Here is a 22845-nt window from a genome sequence, read left to right as displayed (position 1 = left end):
CCCCTATGCTCTATGCTCTATGCTCTATGTTCTTACTTTCCCACTCCGCGCGCAACATGCCCATTTGCAGCACATCGATATACTGACCGTTGTTGAACACATGCTCACGTAAGCGGCCTTCGTGCACAAAGCCACATTTTTCGTAGGCGGCGATGGCACGAGGATTATTGCTATCGGTCATGAGCCAAATGCGGCGATAATTTTGAATGCGGAAGGCCCAGCGCAACAACACTTGAATCGCATCGCTGCCATAGCCTTTGCCCACATAGTCAGGGTGATAGACGGCGATGCCAAATTCGCTGCTGCGGTTCAGTTGATCGGTGTGGTGCAAGCCAATTGAGCCAATCACCACGCCCTCAACCTCAATCACAAACCACAATTTTTCGGTAATCTCAAGATGTTTTTCGAAGCGTTTTTCGAAGCTAGCTAACGGCGTTGGCGACCATGTGCCGTTGCCATGCAGCACGAGCTCAACATTTTTCTCTAATTCGTACAACGCTTTGCTATCTTCGCGCTCAATCGCACGCAGGGTTACTAATTTACCTTTTAACATGCTTGGCATCCTTTCTGATAAGTGGGGATCGGGACTTGGTTGTTGGGGATCAGTTTTGATCCACGAAGGGCACGAAGGCTTTGGGCTATCGGAACTATGATTGCCATTGCAAGCAATCCCCGATAGCCAACAGCCCATAGCCTCATTCACTCTGCACCTCTGCGTTAAAATCCGAGCTACGCAGGCTGGAAACCGCGAAGAGCGCGAAGAGCACGAAGACTATGTTTTTTTAGCCACAGATTACACAGATTGTTAGGATTGGGTTTTTGCTAGCCCAACGCCTACAGCCATCAGCCCATAGCCCATAGCCTGATCCCCGATCCCCAACTCCTATGTTCTATGCTCTTTGTTCTATGTTCTTTTTTGACTTTTGATTTCTGCCTTTATGCTCTATGCTCTTTGTTCTATGCTCTGCTTGGCTTCCCATTCCGTGCGCAACATGCCCATTTGAACCAGATCGACAAAGCGGCCATTTTCAAAGACATGCTCGCGCAAGCGGCCTTCGTGCACAAAGCCACATTTTTCATAGGCGGCGATGGCGCGGGCGTTGTTGCCACCAGTCGTTAGCCAAATACGGCGATAATTTTGAATGCGGAAAGCCCAGCGGAGCATAACTTGAATTGCATCGCTGCCATAACCTTTGCCAACATAATCGGGGTGATAAATGCCAATGCCGAATTCGCTACATTGCGCAACCCGATCGCTATGATGCAGGCCAAGCGAGCCAATCACGACCCCATCGACTTCAATAATAAATTGATTTTTTTCTGAGTCTTCGATGTATTTGTCGAAGCGTTTTTCGAAGCTGGCCAATGGAGTTGGCGACCATGTGCCATCACCAAAGATCACCAATTCGACATTTTGTTCTAAGGCATGCAGGGCTTTACTATCTTCACGCTCGATTGCGCGCAGGGTTACTAATTTACCTTTTAACACGGTGGTTGCTCCTTCTAGGCTAAATCTTGGGCTAGTATAGGCCCGATTATGCAGCCGCCTATCCATCAGAAGGTGGATTAAAGCCTCAGGCTTGCTACTGACAACCAGAATCCAGCCTACTCAATAATGAGAATAATAAATATTTTTTAATAAATCTCTTGACTTTAGTTGCTGGCCTATGCTAGATTGCTTACTAAGTTCATTGGAATAACTTTCCAGCAACTTGGAGGTAGGTAATGATGAATGATAAACGCTCTTTTTTCGGTTCTCGTTTGATGTTGCGGGTCATTTTGATTTTGGCCATCTGTGCAGTTGTTGTGCCACTCTTTACCAGCAAAGCATCGTATGCAGCTGCAACGCCACGCCGGCCTTTTCCGCAACATACCCAATATGCGAGTGGCACGATTAAGCCCAATCATCGCACTCAAGCTCAACTTGATAGCGATGTTAAAGCCTTTTACGATGTCTGGAAAAGCCGTTATGTGGTGCGGGCTGGCACGAGCAGCGCTGGCAATCCCTACTATCGGATCAGTTTTGGCAGCAGCGCGCCGAACGTGACGGTTTCCGAAGGCCAAGGCTATGGCATGGTAATTATGGCCTTGATGGCGGGCTATGATCCCGAAGCCCAAACCATTTTTGATGGCTTATGGGAATTTTCGCGTACTAATCCAAGCAACATCGATTCGCGCTTGATGGGCTGGCGGATTCCCAGCGATGGTTCTGGCAACGATAGCGCTTTCGATGGCGATGCTGATATTGGCTATGGCCTGATTTTGGCTGATGCCCAGTGGGGGAGCAGTGGCCGCATCAATTATGCCAGCGCAGCCAACACTGTTTTGGCAGGCGTTTTAGCATCGACAATTGGCCCAAGCAGCCGCTTGCCAATGTTGGGCGATTGGGTTTCGCCCAATGGCAGCCCGCATAGCCAATATACGCCCCGGCCTTCGGATTTTATGCCCAGCCACTTCCGCGACTATCGGGCTTTCACTGGCAATGCCACATGGGATACAGTGCTCAGCAAAACCCAAGGCATTGTTGATAGTATTCAAGCCCAATATAGCCCCAATACTGGTTTGCTGCCCGATTTTGTGGTGCAGGCCAACACCACGCCCAAGCCATCGCCTGCCAACTTCTTGGAAAGCGAAAACGATGGTAATTATTTCTACAACTCTGGGCGTGTGCCTTGGCGCTTGGGAGCCGATGCTGTAGTCTTTGGTGATGCAGCATCATTACGCCAAGCCCAAAAAATCTCACGCTGGATCGAGCAAGCAACTGGTGGTACGGCAACCAATATTCGCGCTGGCTATATGCTCAATGGGACGGCATTGCCCGATAGTGGCTATTTCAGCACTTTCTTTGCAGCACCATTTGGGGTTGCAGCGATGACCGTGCCAAGCAGCCAGCAATGGCTCAATCGAGTTTATGATGCAGTGCGTAGCAATCACCAAGATTATTTTGAAGATACGGTGACTTTGCAATGTTTGCTGCTGATGTCGGGCAATTATTGGTCGCCAAGCCGCGCTGGTGTTAGTCCAACCGCCACGCCACGCCCAGCAACCGCCACGCCACGTCCGGCAACCGCCACGCCACGTCCGGCAACCGCCACGCCACGCCCAGCAACCGCGACTCCAGTATCGGCGACCGCCACGCCACGGCCAGCAACGGCAACGCCGCGACCTGCAACGGCAACGCCAAGCGGCGTTGCAGCTTGGAATGGCAACATGCAGGCTTACGCAGTAGGCCAACGTGTGAGCTACAACGGGCGCATTTATCGCTGTTTGCAAGCCCACACCTCGTTATCGACCTGGACTCCCGAGGCTGTGCCAGCATTGTGGCAAGCTGAATAATCCCACACGGAAATGGCAGCTATCACGATTAGCCCCTCTCCCACTAAGCAGGCGAGGGGCTTTATTCTGTGATTTTGCCGTCATCTCTGGCGAAAACCTGCACTCCCCCTCGCCCGCGTTTTAGTGGGAGAGGGGGTTGGGGGGTGAGGGAATGGATTACTATGCCAAAACGGCTTCAATTGTTGCTAATTCAGCGTCGCTGAAACTTAGACCAGTCAAGGCTGCAAGGGCATCATCGATTTGGGCAATTCTGCTGGCTCCAATCAGCACCGAGGTCATGGTTGGGTGGCGCAGCACCCAAGCCAAGGCCATTTGGGCAAGGGTTTGGCCCCGAGTTTGGGCCAAATCATTCAATTTGGCAACTTTGGCCAAGGCGCTATCGGTAATATGGGCTGGTTTGAGAAACCCATGTGCTTTGGCCGCCCGCGAATCACCTGGAATGCCCTGTAAATAGCGATCAGTCAACAAGCCTTGGGCCAAGGGCGAAAAGGCAATACAGCCAATGCCCTGATCGGCCAAAGTTGCCAACAAACCATCCTCAACCCAACGATTAAACATATTGTACGATGGCTGGTGAATCAGGCAGGGCGTGCCTAATTGGCGCAAAATTGCACTCGCGGCGGCAGTTTGCTCAGCCGAATAATTCGAAAGCCCCACGTAGAGCGCCTTGCCACTGCGCACGATATGGTCGAGTGCTTGCATAGTTTCTTCGAGCGGGGTTTCTGGGTCTGGGCGATGATGATAGAAAATATCAACATACTCCAAGCCCATACGTTTCAAGCTTTGGTCGAGGCTCGAAACCAGATATTTGCGCGAACCCCAATCGCCATACGGGCCTTGCCACATATAGTAGCCAGCCTTGGTTGAAATGACGATTTCATCGCGATAGGGCTTGAGATCGTGTTTGAGCATGCGGCCAAAATTTTCTTCAGCAGAGCCTGGCGGTGGCCCGTAGTTATTGGCCAAATCAAAATGGGTAATGCCATGATCAAAGGCGTGTAATACCATCGCACGGCCATTTTCATAGACATCAACGCCGCCAAAATTATGCCACAGCCCCAACGCCACCGCCGATAATTTCAGACCGCTTTTGCCGCTGCGATTGTAACGCATCGTCGCATAGCGGCTCTCTTTTGCTTGATAACTCATATCAACCCCATTGGCCTGCTGGCGTGCAACAGACAGAATAATCCTTCCCGATTATAGCACGCTGGTTTTCGTAGATTTTGATTCGAACATCAGCTGCGCATCATTTATTCAGCGCCAAATTCTGCGACGATTACACCATTAATCATCAACTGTAATTTGGAGAGAATGCTATGTGTCACCAACGCTGGTTAATTGGCATGTTTACAATTGTGCTCGTCGGTTGTGGCAATCCATTACAAAGCAACATCACGCCAAGCGTTATTCCGTTTCCGACCGCTACGCCGGAGCCAAGCGTTAAGCCATTATCGATGCAACTGCTTCGCCATTCGTGCCAACCGAAATTACCTTGGCAAGTGCAATTCAACAGTTGCCAACAACGCCTGAAGCGCTAAACGTAGAACAACTGCCATTAGCAGAATGTCAGCAAGCGGTTCAAGCGAAGGCAACTGACTATATTTTGATCGAATTTGCCCCCGATCTGATGCGCTTAACTCCATTAGGCGAAAACTCTTGGCAGTTGGTTTCAACCGTCACCGCGCGGTTTAACAACCCTGGTGGCAACGCCACCTTTGCATTACTTTGGTCGTGCAAGGTAAGCATCGATGCGGCGCAACAATGGTCAATTAACGATGTTCGTTATACTAGCGAATGGTAAGCACTTGACAAATAGAACGCCTTTCTCTATACTTATCGGTATAGAGAAAGGCCGTTATGGATAATCGGGCAAAACTGCTAGAACAAGCGCTGCATTTATTTGCGCAACGGGGCTACGATGCAATTGGCGTGCAAGAAATTGTTGAGCATGTTGGCGTTACCAAACCAACGCTCTATCACTATTTTGGCAGCAAACGCGGCCTCCTCGAAGCATTAATCAACGAGCGGCTCCAGCCATTAATTGATCGGTTAGCCCAAGCTACCAGCAATGCCAATGATGTTCCCGCAAGTTTGGCAACGATTTTTCAGCTTTATTTTGATTTTGCTCAAGCAGAGCCGTTGCTTTATCGTATGCAATTGGCCATGTGGTTTAGCTTGCCCGATAACGAAGCGTTTCAGATTGTTGCGGTCAGTTCAGCGCAGCAACAAGCGTTGCTCGAAAGCTTTTTTGTGCGTGCAAGTAGCTTTCATGGCAATATGCGCGGTCGCCAACGAGTGTATGCTGCCACTTTGCTCGGCACAATCAATACCTATATTGGCTTGTGGCTGAGTGGCGCTGTTCAGGCAACGCCGCAAATCATCCATCAGGCCGTGCAGCAATTTTCATATGGAATTTATTCCTAATTTTTTTAGCTATTATATTATACCGATCGGTATATAGGGGGAAGTATGCATCCATGGGCCAACGACGCACAAGCCTATCATATCTATCCCTTGGGGCTTTGTGGCGCACCAACACACAACGATCAAACCAGCCCACCAGTTACGCGGCTGCATCAACTTCATGGCTGGATTGAACATCTGAAAAGCTTGGGCATAAATCTGCTGTATTTGGGGCCGGTGTTTGAATCAAGCGCCCATGGCTACGATACGATCGATTATTTTACCGTCGATCGGCGGCTGGGCACGAACCACGATTTTCAGCAGTTAATTGCTGCTTTGCACGCGGCAGGCATTCGGGTAGTGCTTGATGGAGTTTTTAACCATGTTGGCCGTGATTTTTGGGCCTTTCGCGATGTGCAAGCCCATGGCCGCAATTCAGCCTATGCCGATTGGTTTGCTGGCTTAGATTTTAGCCAGCGCAGCCCGTATGGCGATGGCTTTAGCTATCAAGGTTGGCATGGCCACTACGATTTAGTTAAGTTGAATTTACATAATTATGAAGTCAAGGCATATCTTTTTCAAGCAGTCAGCTTGTGGGTTACACAATTTGCGATTGATGGATTGCGGCTTGATGCTGCCGATCAGATCGATCATGGCTTTTTGGCCGAACTCGCAGGCCATTGCAAAAGCCTACGCAGCGATTTTCTGCTGATTGGCGAGGTTGTGCATGGCGATTATCGTCAGTGGGCGAATGCTGAAATGCTCGATAGCGTGACCAATTATGAAGCCTACAAGGGCCTCTATTCCAGCCTGAACGATGCCAATTATTTTGAAATTGCTTACAGTCTCAATCGTCAATTTGGCGCTGGTGGTATCTATCGAGCCACGCCGTTGTATAACTTTGTTGATAATCATGATGTGGATCGGATTGCCAGCACGTTACATAATCCTGCGCATCTGTATCCATTGCATTTATTGCTCTACACAATGCCTGGGATTCCTGCACTGTATTATGGCAGCGAATGGGCATTACTTGGCCAAAAAACCGCCACGAGCGATCAGGCTTTGCGGCCTGCGTTGCCCCAACCAGCTGCTGTCCTTGCCAATCAACCAGATCTAGTGTCAGCAATTCGACGCTTGAGCCAACTACGCCACGAATATTCAGCGCTGCGCAATGGTGAATATGCCCAATTGTATGTTCAGGCTGAGCAACTGGTGTTTGTGCGTTGGACAAAAGAACAAACGATTGTGGTGGCCTTGAATGCAGCCAGCACAGCCCAACGCTGTCAATTTGCGGTGCCATTTGGTGAAGGCAGTGTGCTTGTAGATCGCTTGAATGGGGGCGAAACAGGGGTGCTGCATGGTCAACTTCAGCTGGAGCTAGCCCCAACATGGGGCCAAGTTTGGCAGTTAATGAATTGATGTATTGCTTGCCTCAGCCCAAGCCCGTTGCTCGTGTTCAGTGGGAGCGGGGAATTTGGGCTGAGGGAACCATCATCAACTACTCGTAACGATTTTTCATTGCGCGATCGATTTGGCGTTTTGCATCGCGATCGGCGATAGAATTACGCTTATCGTAGAGTTTTTTACCTTGGGCGACCCCAAGCTCAACTTTGGCTAAGCGGCCACGCATATAAATTTTGAGCGGCACTAATGTCAAGCCTTTGGTTGCCAAGGTTTGGTGTAGCTTCAAAATTTGGCGGCGGTGTAAGAGCAGCTTGCGTGGGCGCATTGGCTCATGGTTAAACAACTCGCCAGTTTCGGCGTAGGGCGCAATATGGGCATCATAGAGCCAAATTTCGCCATTTTGCACCCGAGCATACGAGCCACGCAATTGAACTTGGCCGCGTCGAATCGACTTAATTTCAGTGCCGCGCAAAACGATGCCCGCTTCATAAGTATCTTGAATAAAATAATCATGGCGCGCTTTGCGGTTATCGCCCATGACCTCAATTGAATCTTTACTCTCTTTAGCCACGCTTCGTTCCTCCAAAAAACCAAATTGGGTAGGACAGTCTGCCCTACCCTAGAGCGATCTGTGAAAGTGGTTTATTTCTTTTTTTCGCTGGGCAAAAAGCGCGTCAGGTTGGTGCCACACTCTGGGCATTTGCCCTTGGCTGCGCGTCGCCCGTTTTCCATCTGAATCACTTCAGCATTGTCAACGGTGCGTTTTTGCTTACACTTGACACAGTATGCTTCAACCGTCATCGGTTGTACCTCCTAGCAACTAAGGAACGAATTGAGCGTTACTATATCACGAACAATGCCAGTACACTAGCCAAAAGGCATCCCTACTACGGGTGATTTAAGGCTTGTTTAGGCCCTAAAAAGCTTTGGGCAACCTCGCGGGCAGCTTCACCGAAGCTACTAGTACTGCTAGCATACAAAACTGAGCGCGAAAGGTTGATAATAGCCTGCTCGCCAGCTGCCGCCAGTACTGCCCCAATATCGCCACCTTGACTGCCAACGCCAGGCACCAACAACGGCAATTCGGGGTAGCGCTGATGAATTGTGGCAATCTCGCTGGGATAGGTTGCGCCAACCACCAGCCCACAGTTGTGGTTGCCATTCCAGCGTTCAGCCACCAGCTCGGCAATTTTTAAAAATAATGGCTCGCCATTCGCCAAGGCTAAATTCTGCACATCGTCGCCGCCAGGGTTCGAGGTGCGACATAAGATAAAACAGGTTTTATCGGCGCGCTCCAAAAATGGTTGCAATGAATCGTAGCCCATATAGGGGCTAAGCGTAATCGCATCAACCCCAAGTTCATCGAAGGCGGCGCTGGCGTAGGCTTGGGCCGTCGAGCCAATATCGCCGCGCTTAGCATCGAGAATAATTGGCAAATGGCTTGGAATGCTGGCAATGGTTTGCTTTAATGCTTGCCAGCCTGCGCTGCCCAAGGCTTCGTAAAAGGCAATATTGGGTTTATAGGCACACACAAGATCGCTGGTTGCTTCGATAATCGCCCGATTGAATTGGACAATTCCTGCTGCGTCACGGGTCAGGTGTTCCGGCAAGCGAGCCAAATCGGGGTCAAGCCCAATACACAGGGTTGAACGGTTGCTGGCCGCCGCTGCACGGAATTTTTGCATAAACATGGGTTTGCTCCCACTAAATTGCTGCCCGTACCTTATGATACTCGGATTTTGCCAAAGCTCCGCAACTCGTTTGTTGAACTTAATCCCATAGATTCCCAATGTGATCTGGCGATCGGCCCATACTTGGCCATCCGTTCCTCAGCCAGCGGAAAATGCAAGTGGTTTTAATCCCCCTTGCATTCTCTAAAGCACAATCTTTGGTTAACTTTTGCCGATTCCCAACCCCCAACAACCGCTCCTTAATTAACTACTGCACTCGTGCTGCTGGAAGCGAGCAATAAAAGGTCGTGCCATGGTGCAATTGCGATTCAACCCACATTTTGCCGCCATGTTGGGCCATAATTGCTGCGCTAATATACAAGCCCAAGCCTGAGCCGCTAGCGACCGTCGAGCCTTGGCCCCGATAAAAACGCTCGAAAATATAGCTCAGTTCATGACTCGCGATGCCCATGCCATGATCGCTGACGCTAAGCACAACTGCTTGCTCTAGCTCGCTTTCGCTGCTGATGCTGGCATTGGTGGGCAATGGAGCTTGATCAGCGGGCATAATTCGCAGCGTAATCGCGCCGCCATTGGGCGAATAACGAATCGCATTGATTAATAAATTAGTAAGCACTTGCCGTAAGCGCTGTTGATCGGCGGCTATCTCACATTGCTCAAGGTTGCTTTCAAACTTAATCGTATGCTGCTGTGATAAACCTTGAGCCGCTTCAGCCTCATCAACTGCCAGTTGCACGAGATCGATGTTTTGCATAAATAGCCGAAAGGTGCCTTGCTCCAAGCGGCTCACATCAACCATATCTTCGATCAATTGCAGTGCTTGCTGCGATTTTGTGGCAATCGTATTAAAAGCCTTTTCGCTATAGGTTTGGTCGCCACGGCGGAGCTTGCGCATGCCTAGTTGGGTTGTGCCAATTACCGTTGTTAAGGCATTTTTGAGATCATGAGCCACCGAAGCGATAAAGTTGCTACGCTCATCCTCGCTGATGCGGCGACGTTCGGCCTGTACAACTTCTTCGAGCAAGTTCTCGTTTTTTAAGGCATAGCCGAGGCGCACGCCGATAAAGTTGAGAAAATTCAAGGCATCGTCGTCAAACCGCGTATCTTCGAGGCTGGCGAGCACAATTACGCCCAGCCGCTCGTGGGTATCGTGAATTGGCACAATCAGCACATGCTGCACGCCAAGTTGGGCTAGTTCGGGCCAATTCTCGTCGGTTAACGCCACGCGTTGAACTTTGCCACTCTGATAGCACTCATGCAACAAGGAATTACTGGCCAAGGGAATATGATCCAGCCCTTGCTCACGAACTTGCAGCGCCAAGGGGGTTTCGCTCATACCCAAGGTCACAAATTCCTCAGTTTCAGGGCTTGGAATGTAGATCAAAGCCAAATCGGCATTGCCAATTTCGCAAAGCTGGTGGGCAATAGTATGCGCCAAATCGCCCAGCGATGGTTGCTGGCTAATGCCCGAAATCGTGCGCAACAAGGCAATAAATTGCGAGCGCCGTTGATGGCGCAGCCAAAACTCGCCCCGTTCTAAGGCAAGGGCCGCCAAATCGGCCAAAACGGTCATAAAGCGCAACGATTCGCGTAATGGCTCGTTGGGCGTTGGCTCGGTAAAGGCCGCCAAGGCTCCAACCGTATGCCCATTCAGCCGAATCGGCGCACTAATCCAGCCGCGAGCCTCTGGTTTGAAGGCAAATTCAAGGGTGCGCCAAAGCGGTAACGCCTGAATCGGCTCCAAGGCTACCGCCCGACCCATAGCAACAACGCGGGCTTCAGCGCTGGTTGGGGCCAAAACACGGGTCGGCAAATTGTTACTATTGGCTTTGAGCCAAAGCTGCTCAGCTTCGTATAACACAATATAGCTATGCTGCAAATCGAGCAATAATTGACTATTGGTGATGATTAACTGCAAAATATCGTCGAGATCCCAGCCTGCTTCAATTGCCTCGACTACTGAATCAAACTCATTCAACGCACTACTCCTAGCCCACGTGCCAGCGGCAGGGGCAGCAGATTCCAAACATACAGATTATACGGACGTAGGCCAAAAAATAAATTAACAATCTACTTGAGTCAGTGGTGATTAAGTTCTCCCTCGCTGATGGTTGGATCGAGATAGATCGTCACATCGCTTTCGCCATGCGAGGTATGCATATGATAGGGGAAGCCAGAGCGTCGAATTAGCCGCAACATAGCGCTATTTTCAGCCAGCACCGAGGCTTTGAGATAGCGCAAGCCGCGGACTAACGCTACTTGAAATAAGAGATCAAGCATATAGCTACCCACGCCATGGCCCTGAAAATCGTCGCGTACCAATAGCGCAAATTCAGCTTGAATATGATCTGCACCAGCTAAGCGGGCCACCGCTACAATGTGCTCGTGGCCATCTTCGTTGAGCAAGGCAATTAGGGCATCTGCATGGTCGTGGTTGAGTGCTGCCAAGCGGGCCGATTCTTCAATCACGCGCTCGATTGGAATGTTGATCATAATCGTGGCAAAGCGCAGTTCGAGGGTACGCGCCGATAAACGCCCATACAATTCGACTAACAATTTGGCATCGTCAGGCATGATATGGCGAATCGCTAATTCAACTCCCAACTTGCTTGTCCAATGAACAAGCCCAGTTTGGGGGAATGGCGTTAATACGGGCATGGTGGGTTCTTCAATTCTATTGTTTAATCGTAGCATAATCGGCATTGGTTGGTGGGGTACGTGCAGCAATCATGGCTGCCATACCGAGGCAAAGGGCCGAGAACAAAAAGGGTGCTGCTGGTAAACGGCTAAATAAGCTTGCGCCCAAGGGTGCAGCCACAGTCGCGGTCAAGGCTCCGGCAATCCCATAAATTGCCAAGGCTGTACCGCGTTGCTGTGATATCACACTTTCAGCGAGTAGGGCTTCCAAAGCCGGAACATAACAGCTCCATGCCAAGGCTTCGCAAGCCCACAATATGGCGGTTATTGCCAGCTGTGGGCTGATGGGAAGTGCTAGGTAAACCAGCATACTTACTCCAAGCCCAAGCGTAGCAGCCCGCCGATAGCCAATTTGATCAGCAATGCGCCCAAGGCGTGCAGGAAAAAGTGCATAAATAATGCCTGGCACAATATAGGCTACAGCGACCGCCGCCACACTTGCCCCAAAACGATTAGTCAATAACGGCACGGTCATTGGAATCGAGGCACTATACGCCGCGCTAATGCAGCTTTGGGCTAGCAAAAGGTTGCGGATGCTTGGCTGACGTAACACACTGCGCCATGGTGTTTCTATTGTACCGCGTTTTGCCACAAGCGCATGGGGCCATGAACGGAGACTGAAGATTCCTGCCAAAACCACGCTGCTGCTAAAGACGCTATAAATACCATGAAACAGGGCTGTGCGCGGAATTGGGGTGGGCAATTGGCTTACGATTGAATTGAGCCAGCTGAATTGTTGTAATTGCTGGCGCGTCTCCAAATCCCAACCAATAAAACCAATTCCCACAATAATTGACCCGATAATTGTGGCAATCGAGCTGGCCATGGTCAGCCTACCATAGCCCGAACCGCGTTGGCCTGGGCTGGTTAATTGGGCAATCAGCAAGCTTAAACAGATGGTGGAGCCTGCCCGACCCATGGCCAAAAGCGCTTGGCCAGGCAATAACCATGTGCTGCTATCAGCAAAACTCCAAATCGCAAAGCCGCTCGCCAACGCTAGCAAACTTATCCGCAACAGCAGCCGAATTATCCCACGATCGGCCAGCCAACTCAAGCTCAGCCGAGCTAAAACGCCAAATGCTGCGCCCAAACCAACCAAATTGCCAATAACTTGTGGCGAGCCACCCAAGGCTTGCACATACAAGGGCAGCAAAAAATCGCCAACTCCAACGTGCAACGAGATCAACAGTTTGATGATTAATGGCCAGCGTAAGGCTTGGGCAAACTGCGCTGCTGATTGTGTAGGCTGCTGATTAAGCGTGCTCATCAGGCTCGGCTGCGGCGGCTGGCTCATCGGACTGGAAAGCCCACCAAATTTGCATTGCCAAATAGGATGTTGTAATGAGAACCAACCCGCTGCCGAGCGTAACGCCAATCACCAAACTTCCAAGTGCTTCGATTGGCCATGGTGAAACCCACGCCACCAAAAGAGTTAAGCCAAGAATGACGCTAGGAATCACCAGCATTAAGCAGATTTGCCAAACTGGCCGCAAGCGTTGCCACCAGCGCAAGCCCCCAAAAAAACCAATAATTGCGAGCAGACATGCTGCAATTGCTGCTCCAATGCCAATTACAACCCAATTCACGCTGGCCTCGCTTAGGTTTGCTTCTGAGTTGTTGTGGAAATGCGCAAAAGCAAGCCAACAATTACAAAGTTCATCACCACCGATGAACCACCATAGGAGATAAACGGCAGGGTGATCCCAGTCAAGGGGATGACGCGCAAGTTACCACCAATAATGATTAATGCTTGGACTGCCAAAATTGTGGTCAGGCCAACCGCCAACAATTGTTCAAAGCCGCGAAAACGACCTGGGATTGATAGGGCGATGTGATAGCCACGATAAATCATCAGCACATACACAATCAAGATGCCAATTGTCCCCATCAGGCCTAACTCTTCGGCGATGCCAGTATAGGCAAAGTCGGTATGCACTGCTGGCACATAATAAGGCGCGCCCAAGCCTAGACCACTGCCAGTAACCCCGCCCGCCGAAAGCGCATATTGGGATTGCACAATCTGGTAGCCCAAACGCGCAGCATCTGACCAAGGATCAAGCCAAATCGCCACCCGCTCTTGGACTTTGCCAATGTATTGGTACATAACATATGAGCCAATCGCGAATGCGCCAAAACTTGCCCCAACATACCAGCCATTGCCCGTTGCGACATACAACATCGCAATGAAGATGCCGAACAGCAGTAAGGCAGCGCCCAAGTCGCTTTGCTTGACAATCAAGGCCATACACAAGGCCCAAATGCCACCCATCGGCACCAGATAGGGCAATGGCGGCAGGGTTATGCGCCCAAGCCGATAGCCATGATTCACCACCTCGCGGTGTTCGATCAGATACGAGGCCAAAAACACCACCAAGATGATTTTTAGCAGCTCTGCTGGCTGAAACAAAAAGCCGCCAGGCAAGCGAAACCAAACTTTAACCCCGCTATTGTTGGGGTCAACACCGATGATAAAGGTCAAGACCATCAGGCCAACGCCCAATAGCATCCACGTCCAGCGGTGATTTTTGAGCCATTCCATCATGCCCGTGCGAAACAGCCGAATAAAGATCCAGCGATCCCAATCAACAAAGACCATGAGCACCAGCAAAATGACCCCAATCGTCACAAACGCCGATTGTTTGGCCGCAACATCACCATAAATGTCTTTATCGAGGGTTGGCGCAACCCTTGCCGTAAACAGCAAGCCCAAGCCTGAAAGTACCGCCACCAAGGGCAGCAAAATTTGGTCGGCATTGGGGTTACGATACGAAAGCCCAGCACTGACCACTAAATACAGCAGTAGCGGCAACGACGATGGCCATAGCACGCTAAACAACGATTGCAACGAGCCAACATCAGCCTCTAAACGCCGTTGGCCTGTGGCAAACACCATCATGTAGCCAGCGGCAAACAATAGCAGCACGGTTATGAGCAGCTGAACTTCAACTAAGCGCACGCGCCGCAAGTTGCGCAGCATATCACGCACCATATCAGGCCCTCCAAATGCACCAAACTTGAGCTATTGTAGCACAGCCCTAGGCCATCATAACCCGATCGCGTCCGGTTTCTTTGGCAATGTACAGCCCGCGATCAGCCCGATCCAGCAGGCTGGCGACAGAAGTATCATCTTTGCTCAATCCAGTCACGCCAATGCTGACGGTTAAGCGAATGCTGGCTTGTTCATGCTGAATCTGATGGCGACTAATTGCCAAGCGTAGGCGTTCGGCGATGGTTACTGCTGCTGATAGATCGGTGTCCGGTAGCAAAATCGCGAATTCTTCGCCGCCATAGCGTCCAAGCAGATCCGTGGGGCGCACGTTGGCACGGCAAATATCGGCCACCGTGCGCAAAACCAAATCGCCAACCGAATGGCCATACGTATCATTGACCCGTTTGAAATGATCCACGTCGAGCATCATCGCTGCCAGTGGATGATCGCTGCTGCTCGTCAGCACCCATTGGCGTTCTGCCAACTCAAAGAAATGGCGGCGGTTACTCACTTGAGTCAGCGAATCGGTAATCGCCAGCCGTTGGACTTGGCCGAATAATTGGGCATTGGCAATCGCCACTGCTGCCTGCGAGGCAAAGGTCATGCCTAATTCTGCTTCGTGCTCGGAAATGGCGTTTGGCTCATCGCGATCGATCGCCATAAAGCCAATAATTTCGCCGCGGGCCAGCAATGGCAAACCCAACCACGAACGAGCTGGATGCTCGCCATAACCGTTGAAGCGTGAATCTTTGGTTATATCGTTGACAATCAGCGGTTGGCGCGTCGTCGCCAACTCGGTGAACAAGGCATCATCGGCGCTTATAATTGTTGTGCCGCGCATCCAGAGGGTTGGGCTTGGGCTTTCAACCTGCTCAAATTTGAGATAGGCATCAGCGCAGAGGGCAATGCACGCGCCATAGTAGGGCAACAATGAATTAAGCTGAATCAAGACAAATTTCAAGACATCGGCCAAATCGAGGGTTGCATTCAACACGGTTGAAAGCTGGCGCAAATGTTCAGCCAAGCGGCGTTGCTCGCGTTCAGCTCTGATGTGCATTTCAAGTTGGGTTGTGCGCGATTTCTCCAAGCCCAGGGCAATATGGGTGGTTACGGCGCGCAGAATAATCTCATCTTCTTGCGAGAAAAAGCCCCACGCCAAGCGATTATCAAGGTAGACCACGCCCAAAAACTGACCATCAAGCATCAGCGGCGCGGCCAAAACGCTACGTAAATTGTGGGCCGTAACGCTTTCGCTGCTGATAATTAAGCCATCATCGGCTCCGCTGACAATGACCGGCTTTTTGGTAATCCGCACTCGTTCAAGCACAGTTCGGCTATAGCCTTGCAAGCCCTCGCTCAGCTGATTGCTTGCTGCATCACGCGCTGCTCGTAGCTGTAATTCATCGTTTTCGAGCAAAAAGAGAAATGCTCGTTCGGCTCCCAAAATCCGAATCACCGAATCAAGCGCGGTTTGGGCTTGTTCATCGAGATCGTAGCTTTGGGCCCATGCCAAACTCACCGAAAGCAGCGCATCCAACAGGCGTTGCATGCGGCTATCATCAGGTCGCAAGCCCTCTTCGCTAATGATGCTCGTCGTCGAATTCAGGCGCTCTGGGTCATCAAGTTGAAAGCTTTGGGCCACATGGCGCATGCGCAAGACCCATTGATGATCAAAAGCGATTGTATAGGCGCGGCTTGCCTCACGTTTGGCGGCGGCCATTTGTTGCTGCATGCTAAACAGATGGGCGCGAATTCGATGCGCCTCATATAAAATCCATGGCGCATCGTGCAAATGAGCTAATTGTTCAGCTTGGCCTAAAAGGGTTAATGCTTGGGCAAAACGTCCGTCGAAGCCATGCGCCGCTGCGACAATCACCAAGGCATGACCGCGCAAAATTGGCGTTGTTGCAACGACTAAGGCTTGGCGGGCGGCAATTCGTAGGCGACGCAAGGCAACCCGCTTGCGTTGCTGTAAAAATTGAGCAATCCGAATGTAGCCCTGAATCATATAGACATAACGCGAATGAAACGGTATAAAGCGTGGGCTATTCCGGCGTTGGCGATTAAAATGGCGCAATAATTGATCGTTTTGTTGGCCAGGATCGCCTTGCTCTAGGTTGACAATCATCTGCGAAGCATCGGCCAAATTTTGCCACGCCAACAACCATTGCTGGCGGGCTTTGATTTCGGGCACGGGGTAGCGTTGAGCTTCGGCGGTAAAGCCAAGGCTAATCAGCAGCGGTGCAGCCCATAATTTTAGAAACCACGTTTGTTCATTATGATGATTATGTTGCTCGAAGCGCTCAAAGGTTTCTTGCACCAATTGCCATGCCTCAAGTACATGGCCGCGCAGAAATAGCAAGAGCACGCTATCAGCTACCGCATGGCCATAGGAGAGCGAATCAATTGTGGTTGCATGTTGACGTAATGTTGAGCGCAATAGGCGTTCGGCCTGCACTTCAGCGCCAATAATATGGCTAATAAAGCCTTCGTACAAGCCAACTCGCGCCTGCAACACAGCATCAGGGCTGGGGCTGTTGGCAATGGTTTTGGCTTTACTCAAGGCCCGTTTGGCTAGCCGATTTTGGCCAGTCATTGCCCACATACTGGCATAATTGCTCAAAGCCCGCACGCGGGCTGGGCGGCTGCGCCCACGGCGCGCCCACACTAACGAGCGCAAAAACAAGCTCACCAGCAACAATATTTGGCTATTGAGATAGGCATACATTCCGACTGTATCGTAAATTTCCAGCAAAATGATGATGCGTTGCTGCTGCGCGGCTGAGCTTGGGCGAATCCATGCGCCGCTGCTGCTAAGCAAACGGCCAAGCGAGCGACCAATATCACCAATCAAGCCAGTAAACGAGCGATGTAAGGGTGGCTCGCCCAAGGCTTGAAAGGCTTGGTCAAAATAGCGCCAGATCTCACGTGGCTGTTGTTGCCAGGCATAAATATGGGCAATTGCAGTTAGCAACCGCGCACGCTGATCAGAATCATTGGTCTCTTCAAGCGCTGCTTGCAGGTGGATCAAGGCGGTTTGGTTTTGGCCTAAGCGCAGGCAAAGCTGAGCAAATTGGGCATGTTGCTGTGGTTGAAAGGTCAGCGCTTGGCCTTGGGCAATCTGATAGGCCTGTTCAAAAAAATAATAAGCCTCATCGTAGGCATATTTTTCGAGCGCCACTTGGCCTGCATTGCTCAAAATGGTAAAGCCACGAGCCAAAAATGCTGGATCGTGGCTTTTGGCGCGGGCATAATGATATGCTAATTGGTACATGGCCTCAGGCTCAAGCTGCTCGTGATCAAGATTTTTAGCAATTTGGGCGTGTAACTGTTGTTGTTGCTCAGGCGCGATGCCTTCTAAAAATACCTGATAGATATTTTGATGGGTAAAATGATAATGGCCCGAAGCGCTGCGCTCGATCAGATGGCTGCGGCCACCAATTGTCAAGGCTTCGTCGACCTCGCTGGCTTCGCCGTGCCACAGTTCAAGCAGGCTATTGCGCCGAAATTGAAAGCCAAGCACTGCTGCCAATTCGAGAATTGCCCGCACCTCAGGGCTAAGCTCGTCGATTCGGCCAAGCACCAAGCGCACCACATGCGAGGGCAAGGCCAGCTTCGTCAGGCTTTGATCGTCGATCATCCAGCAGCTATTGACCAAGCGCAACATCCCAGTATCCAACAAAGTCTGGATGTATTCGCGCAAGGCAAATGGGCTGCCCACGCTACGGGCCACAATCTCGTTGATAATTTGCTGATCGACGTTATAGCCACCCAAATAGCTGGTAATAAATTGCGTCGCTGCCTCATCACTCAACGGCTGAAGCTCGATCAGCTGAATCGGAATTGGTTGGTTGAGCGTTAGTCGCTCGTAGATTTGTTGGCCATCGAGGCTGGCATTCAAGGAAATAATCAAACATAATGGGACTTGTTGAATCCGCCCAATAATTCTGCGAACCACATTAAAACTGGCATCGTCAATTGCTTGTAAATCGTCGATAAACCAGACCGCAGCAGGATGCACGCGGGTCATCCAGAGCAGCAAATCGGCTAGAATTGCATTAAAACGCTCATAATCAACAGCTACTTCTTGCTCTTTAGCGGGAGGAAAAATTGGCTGCAAATCGGGAAATGTGCGCACCATCAATGCTTGGTAGCCGTGGACTAATTGGCGCAATTGCTCTTCTGCATGGCGGCGCTGGCTTTCGGGCATTAATTCCAAATAGTGCAAATATTGCTCAAACGGGCTGCGTAACGCACTATAGGGCAAGGCCGAATCTTTGACGCAAGTTGAGCCAAAGGTCAGGCCGCCCAGCGAGCGGGCACGATGCAGAATCTCGCGGCCTAATTGGCTTTTGCCTAAACCCATCGCGCCTTTGATGACAATCACACTGCCATGGCCTTGGCGCGTGCTATTCCAGCCTTGGCGCAGCACTGCCAATTCTGCATCGCGGCCAATCAAAGCATTATCGTAGAGCGCCCCAGTCCAGAGATCGTCTGCTCCCAGCCGAATTGGCCGCCCAGCAGCCAGCATCACATTTAGGCTATCAAGTTGATTAATATCCGAAAGCAAGCCCTCAGCAGTTTGGTAGCGATCATCGGGATCTTTGGCCAATAAGCGCGCAATAATTTCGGCCAAAGCAGGCGAAACATGCCCAGCCAACGAACGCACATCAGGCGCTGGCACCAAGGCATGTTGGCGCATCAAATCGGCAATATTTGAGGAATTGAAGGGCGGCACGCCAACCAAGCATTCAAACAGCACCGCGCCCAAGGCATACAAATCCGAGCGTGCATCGACCGTGCGTTTGAGGTAGCCAGTTTGTTCGGGCGAGCTATAGCGCAGCGTGCCTAAAACGTGGGTTTGTTCTGGGTCGAGGCTATTGTGAATTGCAAACCCAAAATCAATTAATTTAACTTCGCCTGAGGGCTGAATTAACATATTGCGTGGTTGAATATCGCGATGGGTGATGCCTTGGCGATGAACGGCGGCCAAGGCACTCGCCAAATCTTTGGCCAAGCGAATGACCATGCTTTCGGGCAATGGTCTAAGCTCCACCAAATCGAGCAAGGTTTGGCCTTGCACCAACTCCATGATGATATATGGCATCTCGTTATGGTGATCGACCTCGATCACTTCGGGCAAACTGGGATGGCGCACAAGCGCCAAGGCGCTGGCCTCGCGGCGAAATGCAGCCGCAGCCATGGTTGGTGATTGGGTTCCATTTAGGCGCGGAATCTTCAGGGCATAGGTCTGGCCATCGCGCACACAGCGATAGACGGTGCTATGTAAGCCCCGCCCAATCTCGCCCAAGATTCGCACCTTGGGAATTGCAGGTAATTCTGATGTTGATGACCATGTTGATTGTGTCATATGGATTCGAGAATGCCAAACAGTGGATCACACCATGCCATAGCTACCTACCATTGTTCATTCGCATTGGCTGAGATGCAGTGTACCATGAAGCCCAATTAAATGAGGGTTATTGCTGGTTAAGCTGTGGGTAGCTGGCGATCAGGCAGCCCTTGATCGCCAGCCAAAGCTTAATTAGGCTTGCAATTTTGCGATAATTGCATCGGCCATTTCGGCAGTGCCAACAGCGGTTGGGTCATTGCGATCATCTTTCAGGTCGTAGGTAACATCCTTACCTTCAACAATGATCGATGCCACCGCAGCATTGAGCCGATCGGCAGCCTCAGTTTCGCCCAAGTGGCGCAACATCAACTCGCCGGAGAGGATCAACGCGGTTGGATTGACTTTGTTGAGGTTTTTGTATTTTGGTGCTGAGCCGTGGGTGGCTTCAAAAACTGCACCATGTTCGCCGATGTTGCCACCAGGCGCAACGCCCAACCCGCCAACCATACCAGCGCACAAATCGCTCAAAATATCGCCATACAAGTTTGGCAACACCAGCACATCGTAGAGTTCTGGTTTTTGCACCAACTGCATACACATATTATCGACAATCCGATCGTCGAACTCAATATCGGGATAATCTTTGGCAACTTCGCGAGCCACTTCCAAGAACAGCCCATCGCTGAACTTCATAATATTGGCTTTGTGGACTGCGGTCACTTTTTTGCGATTGTTGCTACGGGCATAGTCAAAGGCAAAACGCACAATTCGCTCTGAGCCTGGCACTGACATGGGTTTAATCGAGATCCCGCCTGGCTCTTTGATCAAAGCATTTGGGCGTTTTTGCAGCAGCCAGTTGCGCAATTCGGCAACTTCTTCCGTGCCGCGCTCAAACTCAATCCCTGCATAGAGATCTTCGGTATTTTCGCGCACCACCACCAAATCGATATTTTCGAAACGTGAGCGCACGCCGGGGTAGGAACGACATGGCCGCACACAGGCATAGAGGTCGAGTTCTTTGCGAATCGCCACATTGACTGAGCGGAAGCCAGTGCCAACGGGGGTGGTAATCGGCGCTTTTAACGCCACTTTGGTTGAACGAATTGATTCGAGCACAGAATCGGGCAATGGAGTTCCAAGTTGCTCCATCACATCGACCCCTGCATCCTGAATATCCCAATCAAAAGCCACGCCTGTAGCTTCTAAGACCCGGCGTGTTGCTTCGGCAAGTTCTGGTCCTGTTCCGTCACCACGAATCAAGGTAACCCGATGAGCCATTGATTGATCCTTTCGATTCAAAAGCCCCTGCATTTGTACGGTCGAACCGTAGGAGCATTATAGCATCCTGCGGCCTGTAGCGACAAAAAAAGAGATGAGCAGTTGCTCATCTCTTTTAATCAAGTCTCAAGCCAACGCTTACTTCTTGAAGAAATCAAGCGGGCCTTCGCTGGCTTGGCCATCGCCACGGCTGAAGCTAAGCGCTGATTTTCCAGCTTCACGCATGCTTGCGGTTGATAAACTGGTTACGCTATTGCTGCGCATGCGCAAGAAGGCATAGGCCTCGCGCCCACTTTCGCTGGTCGAATAGATTTCATAAATGCCTGGTGGCAAATTATTGTTGGGTGCAAAGTAAACATTGGCATAGTCAATCGATCCATTGCCATCAGCAATGACACCAAGGACTTCAGTTACCAAATCACCATCTTCGTTTAACGCACCAACAGCTACTAATTCGCCTGGCACAAAGCCTGAGGCATAGAAATTGTAAACCGTATCTTGGCGACCTTCGCGAGGATCAACCCGCGCGTTGTAATCTGCTGGCAGTGGTTGCTCTGGTGCTGGCGTAACTTCAAAATAACCAACGCTCGCATGACCGCTGCTTAAGCCTTGAGCAGTAATCGCCCATTTGCCAAGATCAGTTCCATTATCGCTACCAAAGAAAATTTGTGATGAAGTTAATGAGCCATCAGCATCAGCATTGGTCGTGCCGTTAGCTGGCATAACTTGACCACTCGGTGTGGTTGCCCAGAGCGCAACTTCTTCGCCTGGAATAAAGCCAAAGCCATTGTAGACAAAGATTGTGCCTTGTGGACCTGAGCTTGGGTTGACCGTTGCATCTTTGTTGCCTGGGTTGCTTGGTGGTGGCGACCCTGGTGGGCTGCCTGGTGGCAATGGAGCAGTCAACTCCCGCGGAGCCAAGCGGCGACCTAAATCGCTCACAACCACCCGTTGGCCAGCAGGATACTCAGGCCAGAACTCAAAGCGCGCCCGTTCAAAATATTGAACAGTATGCCATTTGTTATCAGATGACAGAATTTCATCCATCTCTTCGCTGATTGGGTAGCCAAATACCCCTAAACCACCTTTGGTTTCCCAAATGGTTTTGAAGCCCCACATAACCATGTGGCTGGTTTCAGGGAAGTAGCGATGGTTTGCATCGTTTGGCTGCGGTGGAATTTGCGGAAACACCCGATTAACGGTTGCTTCACGGCCCAACAGCCCCAACTCAATCGAGCCATTGCTGGCTATTTCAAAGCGTGCCCGTTCAAACCATTGAATGGTTTTGCCGCGTGCATCGCGATATTCTTCAGTAATGGGGTAACCAAAAATTTGCAAGCCACCGTTGGCAGCCCAGTAATCGCGGAAACCACCACCAAGATAGTGACCGGTTTCAGGATAGTAGGTTGGCGGATCGGCAGCATTAGAGGCTTGAGGTCGGGCAACAATCAGAGTTAAAAGCATCATGATGATGATTAAACCCATGCTGCGCCGCACGGTCGAACGTGGGAGCATACCTCCTCCTTCTGGATTAATTTAAAATGAGAATCCCTCCTGAGTATACCGATAGTTAGGGCTTTTGGCAAGTCTCGCTTAGACATTTTAAGCCTTAAAATCAGGATTAAACGGGATTCAACACGTGATACATCAGCGCTATTCAGATCTTGTATCATAGGCTTGTCGTACCA

At 50.8% G+C, this 22845-nt stretch carries 19 protein-coding genes; 5 read left to right on the top strand and 14 right to left on the bottom strand.

Going from position 1 to position 22845, the window contains the following annotated elements; translation table 11 throughout:
* Nucleotides 1–10 precede the first annotated feature (10 nt).
* Nucleotides 11–553, bottom strand: a complete 543-nt coding sequence (locus tag C5S61_RS03115; RefSeq protein ID WP_164689196.1) for a GNAT family N-acetyltransferase — start codon at nucleotides 551–553, stop codon at nucleotides 11–13.
* Between the two features lie 390 nt (nucleotides 554–943).
* Complete coding sequence (locus tag C5S61_RS03110) at nucleotides 944–1489, bottom strand: GNAT family N-acetyltransferase (RefSeq protein ID WP_164689195.1); 546 nt, start codon at nucleotides 1487–1489, stop codon at nucleotides 944–946.
* A gap of 236 nt (nucleotides 1490–1725) precedes the next feature.
* Between C5S61_RS03110 and C5S61_RS03105 the strand changes: the two genes are divergently transcribed.
* Nucleotides 1726–3336 (top strand): glycosyl hydrolase family 8, encoded by a 1611-nt coding sequence (locus tag C5S61_RS03105; RefSeq protein WP_110513656.1) that lies wholly within the window; start codon nucleotides 1726–1728, stop codon nucleotides 3334–3336.
* A gap of 159 nt (nucleotides 3337–3495) precedes the next feature.
* Here C5S61_RS03105 and mgrA read toward each other — a convergent pair whose 3' ends face one another.
* On the bottom strand, nucleotides 3496–4485 hold the full coding sequence (mgrA, locus tag C5S61_RS03100; protein ID WP_110513655.1) for an L-glyceraldehyde 3-phosphate reductase: 990 nt from the start codon (nucleotides 4483–4485) through the stop codon (nucleotides 3496–3498).
* A gap of 170 nt (nucleotides 4486–4655) precedes the next feature.
* On the opposite strand from mgrA, the gene C5S61_RS03095 reads away from it, so the two are divergent.
* Genes C5S61_RS03095 through C5S61_RS03080 form a run of 4 tightly spaced genes read left to right on the top strand, consistent with a single transcriptional unit; the run spans nucleotide 4656 to nucleotide 7164 of the window.
* On the top strand, nucleotides 4656–4877 hold the full coding sequence (locus C5S61_RS03095) for a hypothetical protein (RefSeq protein WP_110513654.1): 222 nt from the start codon (nucleotides 4656–4658) through the stop codon (nucleotides 4875–4877).
* Complete coding sequence (locus tag C5S61_RS03090; protein WP_164689194.1) at nucleotides 4832–5140, top strand: hypothetical protein; 309 nt, start codon at nucleotides 4832–4834, stop codon at nucleotides 5138–5140. The genes C5S61_RS03095 and C5S61_RS03090 overlap by 46 nt, the downstream gene beginning before the upstream one ends.
* Before the next feature lie 56 nt (nucleotides 5141–5196).
* A complete protein-coding gene (locus tag C5S61_RS03085; protein ID WP_110513652.1) occupies nucleotides 5197–5763 on the top strand; it encodes a TetR/AcrR family transcriptional regulator in 567 nt (188 codons plus the stop codon).
* Between the two features lie 45 nt (nucleotides 5764–5808).
* Nucleotides 5809–7164 carry an alpha-amylase family glycosyl hydrolase gene (locus C5S61_RS03080; protein ID WP_110513651.1) on the top strand — a complete coding sequence of 452 codons (1356 nt, stop codon included), beginning with the start codon at nucleotides 5809–5811 and terminating at the stop codon, nucleotides 7162–7164.
* A 79-nt stretch (nucleotides 7165–7243) separates the two neighbouring features.
* On the opposite strand, the gene smpB is transcribed toward C5S61_RS03080, so the two are convergent.
* The 11 genes from smpB to C5S61_RS03030 all read right to left on the bottom strand — a co-directional run bounded on the left by smpB (nucleotide 7244) and on the right by C5S61_RS03030 (nucleotide 22672).
* Complete coding sequence (smpB, locus tag C5S61_RS03075) at nucleotides 7244–7720, bottom strand: SsrA-binding protein SmpB (protein WP_110513650.1); 477 nt, start codon at nucleotides 7718–7720, stop codon at nucleotides 7244–7246.
* Between the two features lie 71 nt (nucleotides 7721–7791).
* The gene (locus tag C5S61_RS26720; protein WP_041304264.1) at nucleotides 7792–7950 is read right to left on the bottom strand and encodes a DUF5679 domain-containing protein; all 159 of its coding nucleotides are present in this window, start codon (nucleotides 7948–7950) and stop codon (nucleotides 7792–7794) included.
* Between the two features lie 86 nt (nucleotides 7951–8036).
* The gene (gene pyrF, locus C5S61_RS03070; RefSeq protein WP_110513649.1) at nucleotides 8037–8840 is read right to left on the bottom strand and encodes an orotidine-5'-phosphate decarboxylase; all 804 of its coding nucleotides are present in this window, start codon (nucleotides 8838–8840) and stop codon (nucleotides 8037–8039) included.
* 247 nt (nucleotides 8841–9087) lie between these two features.
* Nucleotides 9088–10818, bottom strand: coding sequence for a sensor histidine kinase (locus C5S61_RS03065; RefSeq protein WP_164689193.1), 1731 nt, complete (start codon nucleotides 10816–10818; stop codon nucleotides 9088–9090).
* Nucleotides 10819–10919: 101 nt separating this feature from the next.
* A complete protein-coding gene (locus C5S61_RS03060) occupies nucleotides 10920–11498 on the bottom strand; it encodes a GNAT family N-acetyltransferase (protein ID WP_164689192.1) in 579 nt (192 codons plus the stop codon).
* Between the two features lie 16 nt (nucleotides 11499–11514).
* Nucleotides 11515–12831, bottom strand: a complete 1317-nt coding sequence (locus tag C5S61_RS03055; RefSeq protein ID WP_110513646.1) for an MFS transporter — start codon at nucleotides 12829–12831, stop codon at nucleotides 11515–11517.
* A complete protein-coding gene (locus C5S61_RS03050; protein ID WP_110513645.1) occupies nucleotides 12791–13123 on the bottom strand; it encodes a hypothetical protein in 333 nt (110 codons plus the stop codon). Before C5S61_RS03050 ends, C5S61_RS03055 begins: the two co-directional genes overlap by 41 nt.
* Nucleotides 13124–13134: 11 nt before the next feature.
* Nucleotides 13135–14526, bottom strand: coding sequence for an FtsW/RodA/SpoVE family cell cycle protein (locus C5S61_RS03045; protein ID WP_054533129.1), 1392 nt, complete (start codon nucleotides 14524–14526; stop codon nucleotides 13135–13137).
* Nucleotides 14527–14572: 46 nt separating this feature from the next.
* Entirely contained in the window at nucleotides 14573–19897 is a 5325-nt protein-coding gene (locus C5S61_RS03040) for a diguanylate cyclase (RefSeq protein WP_110513644.1), read from the bottom strand.
* 174 nt (nucleotides 19898–20071) lie between these two features.
* Entirely contained in the window at nucleotides 20072–21157 is a 1086-nt protein-coding gene (locus C5S61_RS03035) for an isocitrate/isopropylmalate dehydrogenase family protein (RefSeq protein ID WP_110513643.1), read from the bottom strand.
* A 138-nt stretch (nucleotides 21158–21295) separates the two neighbouring features.
* Complete coding sequence (locus C5S61_RS03030; protein ID WP_110513642.1) at nucleotides 21296–22672, bottom strand: hypothetical protein; 1377 nt, start codon at nucleotides 22670–22672, stop codon at nucleotides 21296–21298.
* Nucleotides 22673–22845: the final 173 nt, after the last annotated feature.

This window comes from Herpetosiphon llansteffanensis, assembly GCF_003205875.1.
GTDB lineage: Bacteria > Chloroflexota > Chloroflexia > Chloroflexales > Herpetosiphonaceae > Herpetosiphon > Herpetosiphon llansteffanensis.
Note: the sequence above shows the minus strand (reverse complement) of the source record. Positions and strands in the feature narration are given on the sequence as shown.

Coding starts and splice junctions, on each gene's coding strand:
- mgrA (WP_110513655.1), bottom strand. CDS start 4,485: ATGAGTTATCAAGCAAAAGAGAGCCGCTATGCGACGATGCGTTACAAT.
- C5S61_RS03045 (WP_054533129.1), bottom strand. CDS start 14,526: ATGGTGCGTGATATGCTGCGCAACTTGCGGCGCGTGCGCTTAGTTGAA.
- C5S61_RS03105 (WP_110513656.1), top strand. CDS start 1,726: ATGATGAATGATAAACGCTCTTTTTTCGGTTCTCGTTTGATGTTGCGG.
- C5S61_RS03030 (WP_110513642.1), bottom strand. CDS start 22,672: ATGCTCCCACGTTCGACCGTGCGGCGCAGCATGGGTTTAATCATCATC.
- C5S61_RS03035 (WP_110513643.1), bottom strand. CDS start 21,157: ATGGCTCATCGGGTTACCTTGATTCGTGGTGACGGAACAGGACCAGAA.
- pyrF (WP_110513649.1), bottom strand. CDS start 8,840: ATGTTTATGCAAAAATTCCGTGCAGCGGCGGCCAGCAACCGTTCAACC.
- C5S61_RS03060 (WP_164689192.1), bottom strand. CDS start 11,498: ATGCCCGTATTAACGCCATTCCCCCAAACTGGGCTTGTTCATTGGACA.
- C5S61_RS03080 (WP_110513651.1), top strand. CDS start 5,809: ATGCATCCATGGGCCAACGACGCACAAGCCTATCATATCTATCCCTTG.
- C5S61_RS03085 (WP_110513652.1), top strand. CDS start 5,197: ATGGATAATCGGGCAAAACTGCTAGAACAAGCGCTGCATTTATTTGCG.
- C5S61_RS26720 (WP_041304264.1), bottom strand. CDS start 7,950: ATGACGGTTGAAGCATACTGTGTCAAGTGTAAGCAAAAACGCACCGTT.
- C5S61_RS03115 (WP_164689196.1), bottom strand. CDS start 553: ATGTTAAAAGGTAAATTAGTAACCCTGCGTGCGATTGAGCGCGAAGAT.
- C5S61_RS03040 (WP_110513644.1), bottom strand. CDS start 19,897: ATGACACAATCAACATGGTCATCAACATCAGAATTACCTGCAATTCCC.
- C5S61_RS03095 (WP_110513654.1), top strand. CDS start 4,656: ATGTGTCACCAACGCTGGTTAATTGGCATGTTTACAATTGTGCTCGTC.
- C5S61_RS03055 (WP_110513646.1), bottom strand. CDS start 12,831: ATGAGCCAGCCGCCGCAGCCGAGCCTGATGAGCACGCTTAATCAGCAG.